Source organism: Streptomyces curacoi, from assembly GCF_001513975.1.
In the GTDB taxonomy this organism is placed as follows: Bacteria; Actinomycetota; Actinomycetes; order Streptomycetales; family Streptomycetaceae; genus Streptomyces; species Streptomyces curacoi.
Map to the genome: position 1 here is coordinate 64,778 of NZ_KQ947988.1, position 16,429 is coordinate 81,206.

Here is a 16,429-nt window from a genome sequence, read left to right on the forward strand (position 1 = left end):
CGAGTCAGGGCCTCGTCGTGCCGCGTCACTTCAGGACGGCACGGATCGCGTCGGTCAGCTGGGCCGCGTCCGGCAGCAACGCCTGGTCGAGCACGAGCGCGTAGGGGATGACCGCGCCGTCCGGCCGGGTCACCCGCCGGGGCCGGGCCGTCAGATCGAACTGCTCCGCCGCGGTGGCCAGCACCTCACCGCCGAACCCGCACATCCGGTTGGCGTCATCGATGACGACCAGCCGTCCGGTCTTCTCCGCCGACGCCCGGATCGTCTCCCAGTCCACCGGGTAGATCGTGCGCGGATCCACCACCTCGATCGACGCCTCGTCCGCCATGGCCTCCGCGACGGCCAGGGCGACATGCACGCACTGGCCGGTGGCGACGACGGTGACGTCCTCGCCCGTGCGGTGGATCCGGGCCGACCCGAGCGGCACCGGGCCCAGCTCGCCGGAGACCTCCTCGACCGTGCCCATCAGCGCGCTCGGCGCGAAGACGGCCACCGGGTCCGGGTCACGGACCGCCGAGAGCAACAGGCCATAGGCGTCCGAGGCGGTGGCGGGCAGGACCGTCTTGATGCCGACGTGTGCGAACAGGCTGTAGGGATGGTCGGAGTGCTGGCCGGCCATGCCCGAGCGCGAACCGGAGCCCGGCACCAGATAGGTGACCGGGACCTCCACCTGCCCACCGGTCATCAGCGAGAACTTGTGCGCCTGGTTGGCGATCTGCTCGAACACCAGATAGAGCAGCGAGGGGATCTGGTACTCCACGACCGGTCGCTGCCCCGCCATCGCCGCGCCGGTGGCCAGGCTGGTGAAGGCCTGCTCCGACAGGGGGGTGTCGACGACGCGTCCGTCGCCGAAGCGGTCGTGCAGGCCCTTGGCGACCTGGGTGAGGCCGATCCGCACGTCCTCGCCGAAGACGCAGACACGGTCGTCGCGCGCCATCTCGTCGTGGAGCGCCTGGTTCAGCGCGGTGATGTACGCAAGTGCAGCCATCAGATCATCACTCCGGGCCGTGGGGTCGTGCCGTCGGCATAAAGGTGGTGCAGCGCCTCGGCGGGGTCGGGGGCCCGGCCCGCGCGGGCGAACTCCACGGCCTCGTCGATCAGCGTGCTGATCTCGGCGTCGATGGCGCCGGCCGTCGCACCGTCCACGCGGGTGCTCTGGGTGCGCAGCGGGTCACGCGCACGCCACTCGCCGACCTCGGCGTCGTCCCGGTAGTTCAGCCCCACCTGCTCCTCGAAGGAGTGGTGGCCGTTGAACCGGTAGGTGCGGCATTCCAGGAAGGCCGGACCGCCGCCCCGGCGGCAGCGTTCGACGGCCTCGGCGGCCGCGTCGGCGACGGCGTCGGCGTCCATTCCGTCCACCGCGCGCGCCGTCAGGCCGAACCCTGCCGCCCTTTCCACCGGGTCGCCGGCCAGCGCCCGGTTCAGCGGCAGGCTGGTCGCGTAGCCGTTGTTCTCGCAGACGAACACCACCGGCAGCTGCCACAGGGCCGCCAGGTTGAACGCCTCCAGCACCACGCCCTGGCTGAGCGCACCGTCGCCGAAGAAGGCCACCGCCACCCGGCCGTCGCCGCGCCGCTGGAACGACCAGGCCGCACCGGCGGCGATGGGGGCGCCCGCCCCCACGATGCCGTTGGCGCCATAGACGCCGAGGCTGACGTCGGCGGCGTGCATCGAGCCGCCGCGGCCCCGGTTCAGGCCGGCGGTCGTGCCGCACAGCTCGGCCAGCATCCGCTTCGGGTCGGCTCCCTTGGCGAGGACGTGGCCATGGCCGCGATGGGTGCTGGTGACGACGTCGTCCTCGGTGAGCGCCGCGCAGATCCCGGCGGCCACCGCCTCCTGGCCGATGTAGGGGTGGATGCCGCCGACGATCTCCCCGGACAGCGACATCGCCAGGCAGCGTTCTTCAAATTCCCTGATCAGGCGCATGGTCCGGTAGAGCCGGACGGCGCGCGGTTCGGCGCTCATCGCCGGTTTCCCTTCTTCCGTGGTCATCGGCTGAGCGTCCGGTAGCGGCGCACCGACAGCGGCACGAAGAGCACCAGCAGCAGTACGGGCCAGGCGACGGCCAGCTCGATCGCGTGCTCGGCGACCCAGGAGCCGCCCGTGACGCCCGGATTGCCGAACAGCTCCCGGCAGGCGGACACCGTGGAGGACAGCGGGTTCCACTCCGCGATGGCGCCCAGCCAGCCGGGCATCTTCTCCGGCGAGACGAAGGTGTTCGCCAGCATCGTCAAGGGCAGCAGCGGCACATACGCCGCCCCGGCGGCCTCCGGGGGCAGCAGCAGCCCCAGGTAGATCCCGACCCAGATGAGCGAGTAGCGCCACAGCAGCAGCAGCCCGAGCGCCGCCAGCGCCTTGCCGGGGCCCTCGTGCCAGCGCCAGCCGACCAGCAGTCCGCAGCCGAGGAGGATCGTGAGCTCGATCAGCGAGCTGAACATGTCGGCGAAGCTGCGGCCCAGCGCGACGCCCGACTGCGCCATCGGCATCGAGCGGAACCGGTCGGTCACGCCCCGGGAGACCGCGCTGGTGACGGCCAGCATGCTGGTGACGACACCGAACATCATCGCCTGTCCGAACAGCCCCGGCATCAGGAACTCGCGGTAGTCCCCGCCGCCCGCCACGGACATGGCGCTGCCGAACACGTACCCGAAGACCACCGTCATGATCGGGAACATCATGCAGTAGAAGATCAGCCCGGGATTGCGCCGCCAGTTGATCATGTTGGCGCGGCCGACCACCCAGCCGTCGGTGACGGCCCAGCGGGCCCTTCCCAGCACGGCCATCATCCGACCGGCTCCTTCCTTCGACCGGCACGGTTGGTCGCGTGCAGGAACACGTCATCCAGCGTCGGGCGGCGCAGCGACACGTCGACCACGCCGTGGCCCTGCCCGCGCAGCATCTGCACGATCTCCACGAGGTCGCCGACCCGGTCGCGTACCGGCGCGTCGATGCGGCGGGCCTCGGCGTCCACCTCGGGCTCGGTCCCCGTGAAGCGGGCGACCTGAGCCGCGGCGGCCGCCAGGTCCGCGGTGCCCGCCAGGGTCACCACGATCCGGTCGCCGCCCACAAGGGACTTCAGGGTCTCGGGGGTGCCCTCGACGACCCCGCGGCCCGCGTCGATCACCGAGATCTGGTCGGCGAGCCGGTCGGCCTCCTCCAGGTACTGCGTGGTGAGCAGCACGGTCGTGCCCTGCTCGACCATCGAACGGACCATCTTCCAGACCTCGTTGCGGTTGCGCGGGTCGAGGCCGGTGGTGGGCTCGTCCAGGAAGAGCACCTTGGGCACGGTGAAGAATCCGGCGGCCAGGTCGAGCCTGCGCCGCATACCGCCCGAGTAGTGCTTGAGCCGCTTGTCGGCGGCTTCGGTCAGGTCGAACTGCTCCAGCAGTTCTTCCGTACGGCGCTGCGCCTCCCTGCGGCCCACGTGGTAGAGGCGGCCCCACATCTCCAGGTTCTCGCGGCCGGTCAGGATCTCCTCGACCGCCGGGTACTGGCCGGTGACGCCGATGTTCCGGCGCACCTCGGCGGCCTCGCGGGTCACATCGTGGCCGGCCACCAGGGCACGGCCGCCGTCCGGCTTGAGCAGGGTGCTCAGGATGCGTACGGCGGTGGTCTTGCCCGCGCCGTTGGGACCGAGCAGGGCGCACACGGTGCCCTCGGGCACGACGAGGTCGAACCCGTCCAGCGCTGTCTCGGATCCGTAGGTCTTGCGCAGCCCCTCGGCGACCAGGGCAGCTTTCGCCGACCCGCTCATACTCCTCCTTCGGCGATCAGTTCGGACGGGTCCGCGGCGTTCATGAACGCGCTCAGCGCCCGCAGATGGGCGGCGGGCTTGGTCCAGTCCAGGCCGTCGCACCACTCGGCGAGTTCGGTCAGCTCGACGGTCGCCCGTCGCTTCTCCTCGTCCGGGAGATTGGCGACCGACAGGTCGTCGGGCCACTGCACGACATTGGCCAGGTCCGCGTCGAGGCCCTCCTCGCGGGCGAAGAGCAGCAGGTCCCGCAGTCCCCACAGGTTCAGCCGCTGCGGGGCGACCTGGAGCCACAGGTTCACCTCGGTCTTGGCACGGCGTACGTTCGCGACGAAGACGTCCCACTTCGCGGGCTGGCGGATGCGCTCGAAGACCTCGCCGACGCCGTCGCAGGACGCGCCGATCCCGACGCTCTTGAAGTGCGGGAAGCGGTCGAAGACCTTCTCCGGCAGCACCGTGAGGTTGGAGTTGTAGACGATGTCGACGTTTCCCGCGTTGCCGGTCTCGATCAGCAGGTCCAGCATCGCGAAGTGGCCGGGCTGCATGAACGGCTCGCCGCCCGCGAAGTACAGCCGCCGGATGAGATGGGCGTTCTCGCGCAGCGTCGCCCACAGCTCCTCGTCCTCCCGGTACGGGTCGATCACCGCGGACGACCATTTCGGGCGCTTCTTGGCACCCCAGCCGGAGCTGACCGGGTAGGCGCACATCACGCACCGCAGGTTGCAGGTGTTGCCGAACCGGATGTCGAGGAAGAAGGGGAACTCCTCGAACGAGCCGTCGGGGGCGGTACGTTCGGCCAGATCGGCGAAGTCCACCGTGTCGGCGAACCGCTCGTTGATGCTCTGCCGGTAGGACGTCGCGCCCCGGTCCTCGCGGTGATAGCAGTAGTCGCACGCGGACACGCGCTCGCCGGCCAGCATCGCCAGCCGGGTCCGCCGCATGTTGGGGCTGTTGAACGCCTCGGTCAGCCCTCTTACCTCATCGGGATTGTCCGGTGCGTGGCGGGAGTTGGGCGCGCAGCCGACAGCGTCGGCGTTGAGCTTGAAGACCGGCTCCGCCTCGGATTCGTACAGCTCGTTGTGGTACATCGAGTCGTCCACACAGCAGCGGCCGTAGACACCGTCGATGGAGGCGCACAGGTGGATCCACGGCAGCACACACATGGTGGGACTGGGCGGGGGCTGGGTCATATCGCGTCCCTCTCCGGCTTCTCCGGCTCGCACGGCTTGCTGGCGGTCAGCAGGATGTCCAGGTAGAACGGCTCGGCCGGGCCCTCGACGCGGCCCCGGTCGGCGAAGACCCGGTCGAGGTAGTCGTCGACGAGGCGCGGGCGCAGCCGGTCGGCCAGGGCCAGGGTCCGCAGCAGCAGCCCCACCGGACCGCCCGCCGGCCAGCCGTGCTCCCGGCCGTGGTAGCGCAGCAGGAGCAGCAGACCGCGCGGTCCGCAGGTGAGCTTGACCGTGCGGTCCACGGTGAACCCGGCCCGCTCGGCCTGGGCCGCGAGTCCGTCGGCGGTCCAGCGCCACAGGTCCTGCCCGCCGTGCTCCTCCCAGACGCCATGCGTGGACAGCACCAGCCTGCCGCCCGGCCGCAGCAGCCGGAGCGCCTCGCGCAGATGCAGGTCCGGGTCCGTCACGTGTTCCAGGACCTGGGTGGAGAGCACACCGTCGAACGAGCCGTCCGGAAGGCCGCACAGCCCGGCCTCGTCGAGCTCGTGATCCGCCGTCAGGTCCTCGCCGCCGCGCATCTCGGCCGTCTCCAGCCGGGCGCCGGGGAGCAGGTCGCGGTACGGCGAGGTGCCCGCGCCGAAGTCGAGCCAGCGCCCCGACGCCCCGGCGAGTTGCTCGGCCAGCGCGTTGCGCAGGTCGAGCAGATGGGCGTAGGCCCAGTCGCCGGGGCGCGGATCGGTCCGCTCCCGGAAGCGCTCGGCGATGACCTCCTCCGCAGTGGGCTCGCTGCCCGGGCGCGCCGGCGCCGGGGCGAGCGCGCCCAGCAGCGGCAGGCGGCTCAGCAGGTTCACCACCGCCAGTACTCCCCGTGCGGGAACCGCAGGCCGGAGATCGCGGGGGACTCGTCCCACAGCCGGTACTGCTCCACCGGGCGGTACTCGAAGGGCTCCTCGTCCTGGTGCTCCCCGGACGCGGCCCGCTGCTCCAGGCACGCGCGCAGCACCTGCTGCTTGAGCCCCACGTACTCGGGCACGTGCGGGCCGAGCTGACGCTCCACCTCGCCGGGCCGGTACTCGTAGTAGACGACCCTGCGCTGCTTGCCCACCACCGCCGGGGCGCCGTGCAGTGTCAGGATGTTGTGCAGCAGGGCGTCGCCCGGCCGCATCACGGCGGGGACGGCCCCGGTCGCGTCCCACTCGGTGGCGTTGAGCCGGTCGGCGGTCTCGGTGACCTGCTCGTCCTCCCAGTAGTTGGACTGCGGGATGGCCCAGACACAGTTGTCCTCGGGCGCGTGGTCGAGGTAGATGCCCACGTCGATGACGCGACCGCCGCCGGTGACGGCGACCGCGTCGGAGTACATCTGGCCGTCACGGTGCCAGGCCAGCCGGGGCGCGCCCGCGGTGGTCTTGAACACCATGCTGTCCCAGGTGGGGATGAAGTTCGGCCCGACCAGGGTCTCCATGGCGCGCAGTAGCAGCGGATGGCCCGCCAGCCGGGCCATCACCGGGGACTTGTCCATGACGTACTCGATGCGGACCGGGGCCGCGTCGGGCTCGTGGGGCTCCAGCGTCCAGATGGTGTCGTGCATGGACCGGGTGCGCCAGGCGTCGTCGATCAGGCCGGTCGCCGCCTCCTGCACCGACTCCAGTTCGGCGGGGCTCAGCAGGCCGCGCACGGCCAGCACACCCTGCCGCCGGAAGGCGGTGACGTGCTCCGGAAGCAGGCCGGTCTCCCGGATATGGCATTCGGGGACCGCGAGGGAGGCGAGGGAGGGGGCAGTTGTATCGGTCATGACGAATGCACTTCTCCTCGGGGGGAACGGGCGGACAGGGGCCCGCGATCGGCGACGAAGTACCACTGCGCGCGCAGCTCGGCGGCGAAGGCGGCCCGGTCGAGGCCCGGTTCCGCCGCCAGCCAGCCCGGCAGGGTGTACAGCGTGTAGCCGAGGTCGTCGACCAGCAGCGCCCACAGGTCGTCGCTGGTGGTGCCGTAGTCGCGCATCGCGTGGTCGCCGCCGTGTTCGAAGACCACCACGGGGGACTGCCGGCGCAGCAGCTCGGCCGCCCCGCGCAGGGCGCCCACCTCGCCGCCCTCCACGTCCACCTTCACCAGGTCCACGCGGGCCTCCTCGGGGACGACGTCGTCCAGACGTACGGTGTCCACCGCGATCTCTTCCAGGGTCTCGTCGGCGCGGTCGTACGGACGGCGGCGCAAGCCGCTGTAGCCGGGGTTGGAGACCACGTGGACGAAGCTGTCCCGGCCAGGGGTGGCGGCCGCGGCGGCCTGCCATACCGTGACCTCGGGGAAGTCGCGGCGCAGCTGTTCGGCGTACTGCGGCAGCGGCTCGACCGCGAAGTGCCGGCCCCGCGGGGCGGCCCGGCGCATGTGCGTGAGGATCTCGCCGCCGCCGGCACCGATGTCCAGACAGCCGGAGTCGGGGGCGCAGACCCGCTCGATGATCTCGACGGTCAACTGGTCGTACCAGTCGTTGAGCTGGGGGACGGGCATCTCCGTGGCCACCTCAGACCGACCTCTCTTCGCGCGCGGGCGGTTGGTCCCCGCTGCCGTCCAGCTCGGGCGCGTCGGCCAGCAGTTCGTCCAGGGCGCGCATCTCGGCCTCGTCGAGGTCGAGGTCCACGGCCCGGACGCTGTCCTCCAGGTGCTCGGGAAGCTGGGCGCCGATGACCGGGATGACTCCGGAGGGGTGGGCCAGCACCCAGGCAAGCGCGAGCTGGGCGACACTGTGCCCGCGTTCGGCGGCGAACTCCTGCAGCCGGTCCACGGCCGCGAGCAGCTTGGCGAAGCGTTCGCCCTGGAAGGTCGGGGAGTAGGCGCGCCAGTCGTCGGGCGGGAACACCTGGCCGGGACGGAGCGCTCCCGCCAGCACCCCGTGCGCGAGCGCCGACCACCCCATGACGCCGATCCCGGCAGCGTCACAGTGCGGCAGTACCTGCTTCTCGATGCCGCGGTCGAGCATGTTGAACGGCACCTGGGCGACCTGCGGGGTGACGACGGAGGAGAATTCGGCCATTTCCTCGACGGTGAAGTTGGAGACGCCCACGTACCGGGCGAGCCCTTCCTCCACGAATCCCGCCAGCGCACCCGCCGTTTCGGCCAGCGGGACCCTCGGGTCGGGCCAGTGGACCAGGAACACGTCCACGTAGTCGGTCCCCAGCGAGCGCAGGCTGTCGGTCAGGTTGGCGCGCAGGAAGCCGGCGTCGCTGTTGCGGACCACACCGTCGCCCCGCAGCTCCAGGCCGCCCTTCGTCGAGATGACGATGTCGGAGCGACGGGTGCGCAGCAGGTCGCCCAGGCCGCGGGCCAGTCCCGCCTCGGCCATGCCCGCGCCATAGGCGTGCGCGGTGTCGAAGAAGTTGACGCCCAGGTCGAACGCGCGCCGGACCGCCTCGACGGCCGGCTCGGTCCGGCTGCCCCAGAACCCGCTCAGCGCCCAGGTGCCCAGGCAGACGGAGGAGACCTCGGGGCCTTGCCGTCCCAGCGTGCGGTACCTCACGCAGCCTCCTGTTCCCTGCACAGGGTGAGGAAGCAGACGCCGCCCTGGTCGTCGTGCGACCCGGGTACCGGTGTCAGCCCGGCCTCCGCCGCGAGCTTGCGGACCACGTCGGTGCCGAGCCAGGACATGAATCCCTTGACGGCGACCGGGTGCGCCCCGGGGTAGCTCTTGACGTACTCGTGGAACTGCGGCCTGGTGACCTCGCCGAAGTCCAGGTAGTTGAAGAGGAATCGGCCGCCGGGCCGCAGCACCCGCCGGATCTCGCGCAGGTAGAGGTAGACCTCGAAGGCGTTCAGGTGGATGAAGACGTTGAGCGCGAATCCGGCGTCGAAGGAGGCGTCCGGAAGTCCGGCCAGGTAGTCGTTCCGGATGTGGTGGTAGGTGACGTTGGGGCGGCCCTCACAGGTGGCGCGGGTCTTCTCCAGGAACGACAGGCTGACGTCCGCGCACAGCAGGCTGTTGACCCGGGGCGCCAGCTCACGGGCCATGACGCCCTCGCCGCTGCCGATCTCGAACAGATCGGTGTCCGGGTTCAGGGACAGCGCTGCGGCCAACTGGTCGATCCGCTCGGCGCGGTCGCGCAGATACTCGTCACGGGGCTGATAGCCCGCGAGCCGCACCTGCATTCCCTCGGGGTCGTCCCACTCCCAGACCACGTTGAGTTCCTCGACGCTCCGGGGCATCCGCACCCCCTTGCCGGCCGGTGTCTGGCTTGTCATGCCGCTCCACTCCTGATGTCGCTCGAACCGTTCACGCCGTCGTGGGCCATGTCCTGCGGGTAGGTGCTCTCCCACCAGAGCAGGGTGCGCTTGAGCCCCTCGGCGAGCGGCACCTCGGGCTTCCAGCCCAGCTTCGTCCTGGCGGTCTCGATGTCGGGGCAGCGCCGGCCGGGCTCGTCCTCCGCCGACGCGCGGAACTCGGTCCGCAGCTCCACTCCCGCGAGTGCGGCGATCGCCTCCGCGATCTCACGGACGGTCATCTCACCGGTCGCGCCGATGTTGACCGGGCCCGGGAAGGACGAGTCCATCAGGGCCAGCAGTCCCCGCACCGTGTCCTCGACGTAGCACAGCGACCGGGTCTGGGCGCCGCTCCCGTTGATGGTGAGCGGCAGTCCGGCGAGCGCCTGATCGATGAAGGTCGGCACCACCCGCCCGTCGTCGCGGCGCATCCGCGGCCCGTAGGAGTTGAACAGGCGGGCAATGCCGGTGTCCGCGCCCAGCGTGCGCGCGTAGGCGGCGGTCAGCGCCTCGGTGAACCGTTTGGCCTCGTCGTACACCGAACGCGGGCCGATCGGGTTGACGTTGCCCCAGTAGCTCTCGGACTGCGGGTGCTCGGCGGGATCCCCGTAGATCTCCGAGGTGGAGGCGACCACGAAGCGGGCGCCGTGCGCCACCGCCAGCCGCAGCGCGTTCTCGGTCCCGGCCGAGCCGACCCGCAGCGTCTCCAGCGGCAGCGCCAGATAGTCCAGGGGGGAGGCCGGCGACGCCAGGTGGACGACGTGGTGGACCGGCCCCTCGACGGAGAACGGCTCGGTCACGTCGGCCCGCAGCAGCGTGAACCGCTCCTCGCCGGCGAGCGCGTCGAGGTTCGCGATCCTGCCGGTGGACAGGTTGTCCACGCAGGTCACCGACAGACCCCGCTCGATGAGCCGTTCGCACAGGTGGGAGCCGATGAAGCCGGCACCCCCGGTGACGACGGCCCGCTGTCCCTTCTTCAGCCCGATTGTCACGCGCTCCTCCGAGCCTCGGTGGCGTTGTCCACGGCCTCGGCGACGTCCTTTGCCGACAGCCCGCCGTCCGCCACGAGGCGGGTCAGCAGCCCGGCGACCACGGCGGGCGAAGGTGCCCGCTCGACGCCGTCCCGCAGTTTCTCCGCCGCCCGGCGGTAGCGGTGGTCGAACAGCACCGCACGCAGCGCCTCCTCGACCTTCTCGGCCGTGGCCTCCAGGCCGGACAGGGTCAGGGTCGCGCCGACGGGGTCGATACGGCGGCCGCAGATCAGCGTGTCGTAGTTGAGGGCGAGGGACAGCTGCGGAATCCCCGCCACGATGCCGTTCATGTAGCAGTTGGCGCTGCCGTGGTGCACCAGCAGGTCGCAGTACGGGAGGATGAGCTCCAGCGGGCAGTTGCGCAGCACCCGGACGCCGGCCGGCAGCGCTCCCAGCTCCTCCACCTGTTCCTGCGGCGCCGTGAGGACCACCTCCGCGCCCTGCCGCACCGCCGCGTCGATGGCATGCCGCAGCGCCGGTACGTCGGCGCCGAAGATGCCCGAGGCCGAGTTGCCCCAGACGATGCACACGCGTCTGCCCCGGATCGGCCCCAGCTGCCACGGGTCCGCGCCCTGGGCGCCGTTGTAGGGCACGTAGCGCATGGGCAGCCGCAGCGCGTCGCCCAGCGGCGGCACCGCCACGTCCGGCGAGGGGTCCACCGCGTACTGGATCCGGTCGCGGCCCCACTCGACGCCGTACTTCTCGAAGCACGACAGCGGGTCCGCCGAGACCAGGTCGAGCCCCGGCTCGGTCTCCACGGTGCCGATGAACCCGGGCGACACATAGACGCTCGGCACGCCCCGGAGCGCGGCGACCAGTGCGCCCTCGACGGCCATGATGTCGTGCACCACCAGATCGGGCCGCCAGTGGTCGCCGAAGCTCACCGCGTTGTCATAGCTGCGCTGGACCGCGTCGATCGACTTCTTCCAGAAGTCGCGCAGGTCGCCGGCGTCGAAGTCGTTGAGCGACTGCATCGGCTGCCCGGTGAACGGGTGCAGCGGCAGCGGCCGCGGACCGGACTGCGGCGGTGTGTACATGGCCTGCACATAGAACGCCAGCCGGGCGCTTTCCATCATGTCCGGCGCGTCGAGCACCGGGACCGGCATCAGGCCGGTCGCGGCGACCCCGCGTTCCTGCGACGGCGGGCACGCCACCCGGATCTCGTGTCCCGCGGCGCGCAGCGCCCAGGCCAGGGGCACCATGCACATGTAATGTCCCGCCCAGTTCGAGGCGGTGAACATAATCCTCATCCGAAAGACTCCCTGACCTGCCGTTCGATGTCTGCCTGGCGCTCGGCGGCGCAGCGCTCAGGGCGCCGGCGGTGCGGCCGGGTCGGCGTACTCGATGACGATGGTCCGCCGCCAACTGCCGTTGGCGTTCGGGCCCGAACCGTGGACGAGCCGGACGTCGTGCACCACCACGTCGCCCTGGCTGACCGGGACCGGAACCACGGGTCCGGCCGCGCGCACCTTCGCCACCTCGGCGTCGTCGGGGAGCAGGTGCGATCCCGGAACCGCCTCCAGGCATCCGTTGTGCGGTCCGGCGTCATCCAGGCAGATGCTCAGATTGCAGACCGTGCGCGGGCCGACGTTGACGCGGTCGCGGTGCCAGGGCACCTCCGCGGCCCGGTACGGCTCCTTGAGGACGAGCGCGTAGGCGGTGGGCACGACCGGCCCGTCCACGAACGCGGCGGCGAGCTGCGCCAGTTCCTCGCGGTGCAGCAGGTCCCGTTCCGGGGCCCAGTCCTGCTTCTCCAGGTTGTGTACGCGGTAGAGGACGGGACGCTCATCGCCCTCGACGGGGAAGTTCCAGTAGTCGTCGGAGCGCAGGCCCTCGTCGGTGAAGCGGGTGATGAGCCGTTCGGCGCCCGCCTTGAGACGAGCGATCGCGTCCGGGGCGAGAACCGGGCCCGCGTTCGCGAAGCCGTCCCGTCGGAACCGCTCGATCGCCGCGGCCCGGTCCAGTGTCGCCGTGGTCATGGATGCGTCCTCCTTTCGCCTCGTCCGGGCAGCGTCACGAGCGGGGCACGCCGGCCTTGCGGCAGGCCGCGACGATGTCGCAGACCTCTGCCGTGGCCCGCTCGTGCAGCACCTCGACGTCGGTGAAGCCCGCCCGCTCCAGGGCGCGCATCAGCGACGGCCGGTCCAGCCAGCGCACGTCGACGCTGAGGCCGCGGGCCTGGGGCTCGGGGTGGTCTTCGCGGACGGGGTGGACCGCGTAGCCGTCGAGGTCGGTCATCCCGTCCGAGCTGCCCCAGTAGTGGGTGGAGAGATAGAGGCAGTCGGAGACGGAGCCGATGTCGGCGAGCAGCTCCCAGGGCCGCTGCACGTGGTAAAGGAGCCCTGCGCAGAGCGTGGCGTCGAAGTGGCCGAGTTCGGCGAACTCCATCGACTCCACGTCGGCGAGCCGGAGTTCCACGTTGGTGACGCCGTGCACCTCCATGACGAACTCGGCACGGCGCAGGTTCTCTTCGCGGCCCTCCAGGGCGAGGATCTCGACGCCGGGCTGCCCGGACATCGCCAGGGTGTCCGCGCCCTCCAGCGCGCCGAGCTCCAGGACGCGCTTGGCCCCCGGGAACGCCGCGAAGAACGCGTCGGCCCGCTCCTGGGGCGGCTGGCTCAGCAGGTAGTCGCGCGTGGAGGCGGTGGCGTACCGGACCCCGTTGTACACAAAGTCGTTCACCCACGGCTCGAGTTCACGTACCCGACGCCGAATCTCAAGATCGTTCACTGTTGCCTTACCTCCACTGTCAGGGGCGCTTCCAAGCGAGACAGGCTTGGGCTGGGGATCACCGGTCGGCGGCGCTCAGCCGGTCGGCCACACACTGCGCCCACTCCGGGACGCGCTCTCCGCCGATCTCGATCTCGAAGGAGGAGCGCAGTTCGGCGGGGCCGACGGAGGCGGCCCACGCGGCGGTCCGGGCGAGCCCGTCCGCCAGCGGGGTGTCCGCCCAGTCGCCGAAGACCTCGCGGGCCTCCTCGGTGGCGGTGTAGGCGACCATCACCTCGTCCCGGGCGGGCAGGTGCGCGATGGGGTGGCTGGGGACGCCGGCCGCCGCACGCACGGCCTGGGCCAGCTCCAGCACGGTGTTGGTGCGGGACGAGCCGACGTTGAAGGCCCGGCCCCAGGCCTTCTCCGTCTCGGGGGCGCGCACGATGACGTCCACGATGTCCTTGACGTAGCTGAACGCCCGCACCTGACCGCCGTCGCCGTAGACCGAGATCGGCTCACCGCGCAGGATCTGGTTGAAGAAAATGGCAACCGCATTGCGATAGGGGTCGCGCATGTTCTGCCATTCGCCGTACACGTTGTGCATACGGAATGCGGTGAAGGGCAGGCCCTGGGTCCGCATCGTCGTTTCCAGCTCGCGCTCGACCGTGAGTTTCGCGTTGCCGTAACTGTCGGCCGGTACCGGGATCGACGACTCCCGCATCGGGGTCTCGCCGTGCCCGTACACCGCGACGGAGGACGCGAAACAGAAGAACGAAACGCCGGTTCGCAGCGCCGCGTTGATGAGGTTCACGCTGCCCATCACGTTGGTGCCGTAGTTGAGGCTCTTCACCGAGTGGCTGATCGCCTCCGCCGCGAACGCCGCGAAGTGGAAGACGTGGTCGAATCGCTGCTCGGCGAAGAGCCTGTCGACCAGCTCCACATCGGTCACCGACCCGGTGAACAGCTCCGCGCCCTCGGGGACACGCTCGGCGCTGCCGCCGCTGAGGTCGTCGAGGACCGATACCCGGTGCCCGCGGCTGATCAGAGCCTCCGCCACGTGCGAGCCGATGAAGCCGGCTCCGCCGGTCACCAGACAGTGCGCCATCAAATCTCCTGGAAAATAACGCGAAACAAAGAATTCGGTCAGCGAAGGGGAAGCCCGCGGGCGGCGTCTCCCCTAGTCATGGGTGCTGTCGGCACCGGCCAGAGCCATACCGTCGGACAGCGCGCGCTCGTTCAACGGCTCCCACCAGTCCCGGTTCTCGGCGTACCAGCGCACGGTGTCGGCGAGGCCTTGCTCGAACGACACCCGGGGTGCGTAGCCGAGCGCGCCGAGGCGGGCGTCGCAGAGCGAGTAGCGCCGGTCGTGTCCCTTGCGGTCAGGTACACGCTCGACCCGGTCCCAGCCGGCACCCAGGGCGTCCAGCAGTTGTTGCGTCAGTTCCAGATTGGTCAGCTCGGCCGAGCCCGCGATGTGGTAGACCTGCCCCGGCAGGCCGCGTTCGGCGACCAGCCGGATGCCCCGCACGTGGTCGGACACGTGCACCCAGTCCCGGACGTTGCCGCCATCCCCGTACAGCGGGATGCTGTGGCCGTCCAGCAGCCGGGTGGTGAACAGCGGAACGACCTTCTCCGGGAACTGATAGGGCCCGTAGTTGTTGCCGCACCGCGTCACGCTCACCGGCAGCCCATGAGTGCGGGCGTAGGCGAGGGCGACCATGTCGCCGCCCGCCTTGGACGCCGCGTAGGGCGAGTTGGGGGCGATCGGCGCGTCCTCGTCCCAGGAGCCCGTCTCGATGCTGCCGTACACCTCGTCGGTGGAGACCTGCACGATCCTGGCCGTGCCGGCCTCCAGGCACACCTGCATGAGTGCCTGGACGCCCTGCACATTGGTACGTATGAACGGCGCCGCGTCGGCGATCGACCGGTCGACGTGCGACTCGGCCGCGAAGTTGACCACCAGATCGTGGCCGGGGACCACCTCGGCGAGCAGCCGGGCGTCGCAGATGTCGCCGTGCACGAAGGTGTACCGGCCGGCGACCGGCTCCAGGTTCGCCAGGTTCCCGGCGTAGGTCAGCTTGTCCAGCACGGTCACCCGCGCCGGATCGCCGTCCCGGACCAGTTCGCGCACGTACTGGGAGCCGATGAAGCCCGCTCCACCGATGACCAGGACGTGCCGTCTCCGTTCCGCACCCGCGCTGCCGTCTCGCATGTCCCCGTAAGCCGCCTTCACCGTCGCGTCCCCCGCCTCCGGAAGCCTGTTCAACCGCCGACCTGGACCCGGCTGTGGTCTCCCAGCACCAGCCGGTGCGCGGTCGACGTCCGGGGGGCGGCGTTCACCTCGGTCTCCCGGCCGATCACCGAGTCCTCGACACGGGCGACTCCCTCGATCGAAGCGCCACGCAGAACGATCGAGTACTGGATCTCGCTGTGCGCGACCCGGCAGTTGCCCTCGATGGAGGTGAAGGGACCGAGGTAGGAGTCCTGCACCACCGTGTCCGGGCCGATGACGGCGGGACCGACGATGCGGGAGCCGGAGATCTTCGCCCCCGCCTCCACCACGACTCGGCCCACCAGTTCGCTGGCCTCGTCCACCTCGCCGTCGATGCGGGTCTCCAGGGACTCCAGCAGGTGCCGGTTCATCTCCAGGACGTCGGTGACGCTCGCGACGTCCTTCCAGTACCGGTCGATCACCGTGGAGCCGACCTCGTGCCCGTGGTCGGCCAGCCACTGCAGGGCGTCGGTGATCTCCAGCTCGTTCCGCCAGGAGGGCCGGATGCCGGCCACGGCCTCGTGCACGGCCGAGCTGAAGGCGTACACGCCGACGATCGCCAGGTCGCTCCTGGGGTCCTGGGGCTTCTCCACGACCGCGGTCACCCGGCCGTTCTCGTCCAGTTCGGCCACGCCGAACCTGCGCGGGTCGGCGACCCGGGCGAGCATGACCTGCGCGGCGGGCTTGTCGCGGCGGAAGTCCGCCACGAAGTCGACGATGCCGTCCACGACGTAGTTGTCGCCCAGGTACATGACGAAGTCGTCGTCGCCGAGGAAGTCACGGGACACGAGCACGGCGTCGGCCAGCCCGCGCGGGGCGTCCTGCTGGATGTAGGTGACGTCCAGGCCGAACTCCGCGCCGTCTCCCACGGAAGCCTGGATCTCCGCCGCGGTCGCCCCGACGACAATCCCGACCTCCGATATTCCGGCCTCCTTGATGGAATCCAGTACATAGGAGAGAACAGTTCTATTGGCCACCGGGACCAGTTGTTTGGCCTGGGTATGCGTTATCGGCCGCAGCCTCGAGCCAACCCCGCCCACCAATATGAGCGCCTTCATATCCCACACCTTGCGGTCAGCGCCGTCAGATCAGGTCGTTTCAAGGGAACTCCAGATGGCATCGAATGTCTCCGCCCAACAACGATCGTACTGGCGTGTTTTTCAGGTTTTCCCTAGGTTTCCGGGCCGTCTGGCGCGGCCCTTTCACCCCGCCGTCCCCTACTGCCATGAGTTACGGAGTCCGT

At 70.5% G+C, this 16,429-nt stretch carries 17 protein-coding genes; all 17 read right to left on the bottom strand.

Features of this window, described 5'->3' with window-relative positions; genetic code table 11:
- Positions 1-25 precede the first annotated feature (25 nt).
- Positions 26-988, bottom strand: a complete 963-nt coding sequence (locus tag AQI70_RS16985) for an alpha-ketoacid dehydrogenase subunit beta (RefSeq protein WP_062150288.1) — start codon at positions 986-988, stop codon at positions 26-28.
- Positions 988-1,992, bottom strand: a complete 1,005-nt coding sequence (locus tag AQI70_RS16990; RefSeq protein ID WP_208607385.1) for a thiamine pyrophosphate-dependent dehydrogenase E1 component subunit alpha — start codon at positions 1,990-1,992, stop codon at positions 988-990. Before AQI70_RS16990 ends, AQI70_RS16985 begins: the two co-directional genes overlap by 1 nt.
- The gene (locus AQI70_RS16995; RefSeq protein ID WP_062150294.1) at positions 1,989-2,786 is read right to left on the bottom strand and encodes an ABC transporter permease; all 798 of its coding nucleotides are present in this window, start codon (positions 2,784-2,786) and stop codon (positions 1,989-1,991) included. Before AQI70_RS16995 ends, AQI70_RS16990 begins: the two co-directional genes overlap by 4 nt.
- Complete coding sequence (locus AQI70_RS17000; RefSeq protein WP_062150297.1) at positions 2,783-3,754, bottom strand: ATP-binding cassette domain-containing protein; 972 nt, start codon at positions 3,752-3,754, stop codon at positions 2,783-2,785. Before AQI70_RS17000 ends, AQI70_RS16995 begins: the two co-directional genes overlap by 4 nt.
- Positions 3,751-4,941 carry a twitch domain-containing radical SAM protein gene (locus tag AQI70_RS17005; protein WP_062150299.1) on the bottom strand — a complete coding sequence of 397 codons (1,191 nt, stop codon included), beginning with the start codon at positions 4,939-4,941 and terminating at the stop codon, positions 3,751-3,753. The genes AQI70_RS17000 and AQI70_RS17005 overlap by 4 nt, the downstream gene beginning before the upstream one ends.
- Positions 4,938-5,774, bottom strand: coding sequence for a class I SAM-dependent methyltransferase (locus AQI70_RS17010; RefSeq protein ID WP_062150302.1), 837 nt, complete (start codon positions 5,772-5,774; stop codon positions 4,938-4,940). Before AQI70_RS17010 ends, AQI70_RS17005 begins: the two co-directional genes overlap by 4 nt.
- Positions 5,768-6,712 carry a phytanoyl-CoA dioxygenase family protein gene (locus tag AQI70_RS17015; protein WP_062150316.1) on the bottom strand — a complete coding sequence of 315 codons (945 nt, stop codon included), beginning with the start codon at positions 6,710-6,712 and terminating at the stop codon, positions 5,768-5,770. The genes AQI70_RS17010 and AQI70_RS17015 overlap by 7 nt, the downstream gene beginning before the upstream one ends.
- On the bottom strand, positions 6,709-7,428 hold the full coding sequence (locus AQI70_RS17020) for an FkbM family methyltransferase (protein ID WP_244181693.1): 720 nt from the start codon (positions 7,426-7,428) through the stop codon (positions 6,709-6,711). Before AQI70_RS17020 ends, AQI70_RS17015 begins: the two co-directional genes overlap by 4 nt.
- 13 nt (positions 7,429-7,441) lie before the next feature.
- Complete coding sequence (locus tag AQI70_RS17025) at positions 7,442-8,434, bottom strand: aldo/keto reductase (RefSeq protein ID WP_062150321.1); 993 nt, start codon at positions 8,432-8,434, stop codon at positions 7,442-7,444.
- Entirely contained in the window at positions 8,431-9,153 is a 723-nt protein-coding gene (locus AQI70_RS17030) for a class I SAM-dependent methyltransferase (protein WP_062150324.1), read from the bottom strand. The genes AQI70_RS17025 and AQI70_RS17030 overlap by 4 nt, the downstream gene beginning before the upstream one ends.
- Positions 9,150-10,163, bottom strand: a complete 1,014-nt coding sequence (locus tag AQI70_RS17035; protein ID WP_063801601.1) for an NAD-dependent epimerase/dehydratase family protein — start codon at positions 10,161-10,163, stop codon at positions 9,150-9,152. The genes AQI70_RS17030 and AQI70_RS17035 overlap by 4 nt, the downstream gene beginning before the upstream one ends.
- A complete protein-coding gene (locus tag AQI70_RS17040; RefSeq protein WP_244181695.1) occupies positions 10,160-11,452 on the bottom strand; it encodes a nucleotide disphospho-sugar-binding domain-containing protein in 1,293 nt (430 codons plus the stop codon). The genes AQI70_RS17035 and AQI70_RS17040 overlap by 4 nt, the downstream gene beginning before the upstream one ends.
- Before the next feature lie 57 nt (positions 11,453-11,509).
- Complete coding sequence (locus AQI70_RS17045) at positions 11,510-12,181, bottom strand: phytanoyl-CoA dioxygenase family protein (protein WP_062150330.1); 672 nt, start codon at positions 12,179-12,181, stop codon at positions 11,510-11,512.
- Positions 12,182-12,215: 34 nt separating this feature from the next.
- The gene (locus tag AQI70_RS17050) at positions 12,216-12,884 is read right to left on the bottom strand and encodes a class I SAM-dependent methyltransferase (RefSeq protein WP_244181696.1); all 669 of its coding nucleotides are present in this window, start codon (positions 12,882-12,884) and stop codon (positions 12,216-12,218) included.
- A gap of 106 nt (positions 12,885-12,990) precedes the next feature.
- The gene (locus tag AQI70_RS17055; protein ID WP_062150335.1) at positions 12,991-14,019 is read right to left on the bottom strand and encodes an NAD-dependent epimerase/dehydratase family protein; all 1,029 of its coding nucleotides are present in this window, start codon (positions 14,017-14,019) and stop codon (positions 12,991-12,993) included.
- A 72-nt stretch (positions 14,020-14,091) separates the two neighbouring features.
- On the bottom strand, positions 14,092-15,126 hold the full coding sequence (gene rfbB, locus AQI70_RS17060; protein ID WP_062151887.1) for a dTDP-glucose 4,6-dehydratase: 1,035 nt from the start codon (positions 15,124-15,126) through the stop codon (positions 14,092-14,094).
- 50 nt (positions 15,127-15,176) lie between these two features.
- A complete protein-coding gene (locus AQI70_RS17065; RefSeq protein ID WP_062150338.1) occupies positions 15,177-16,244 on the bottom strand; it encodes a glucose-1-phosphate thymidylyltransferase in 1,068 nt (355 codons plus the stop codon).
- Positions 16,245-16,429 lie beyond the last annotated feature (185 nt).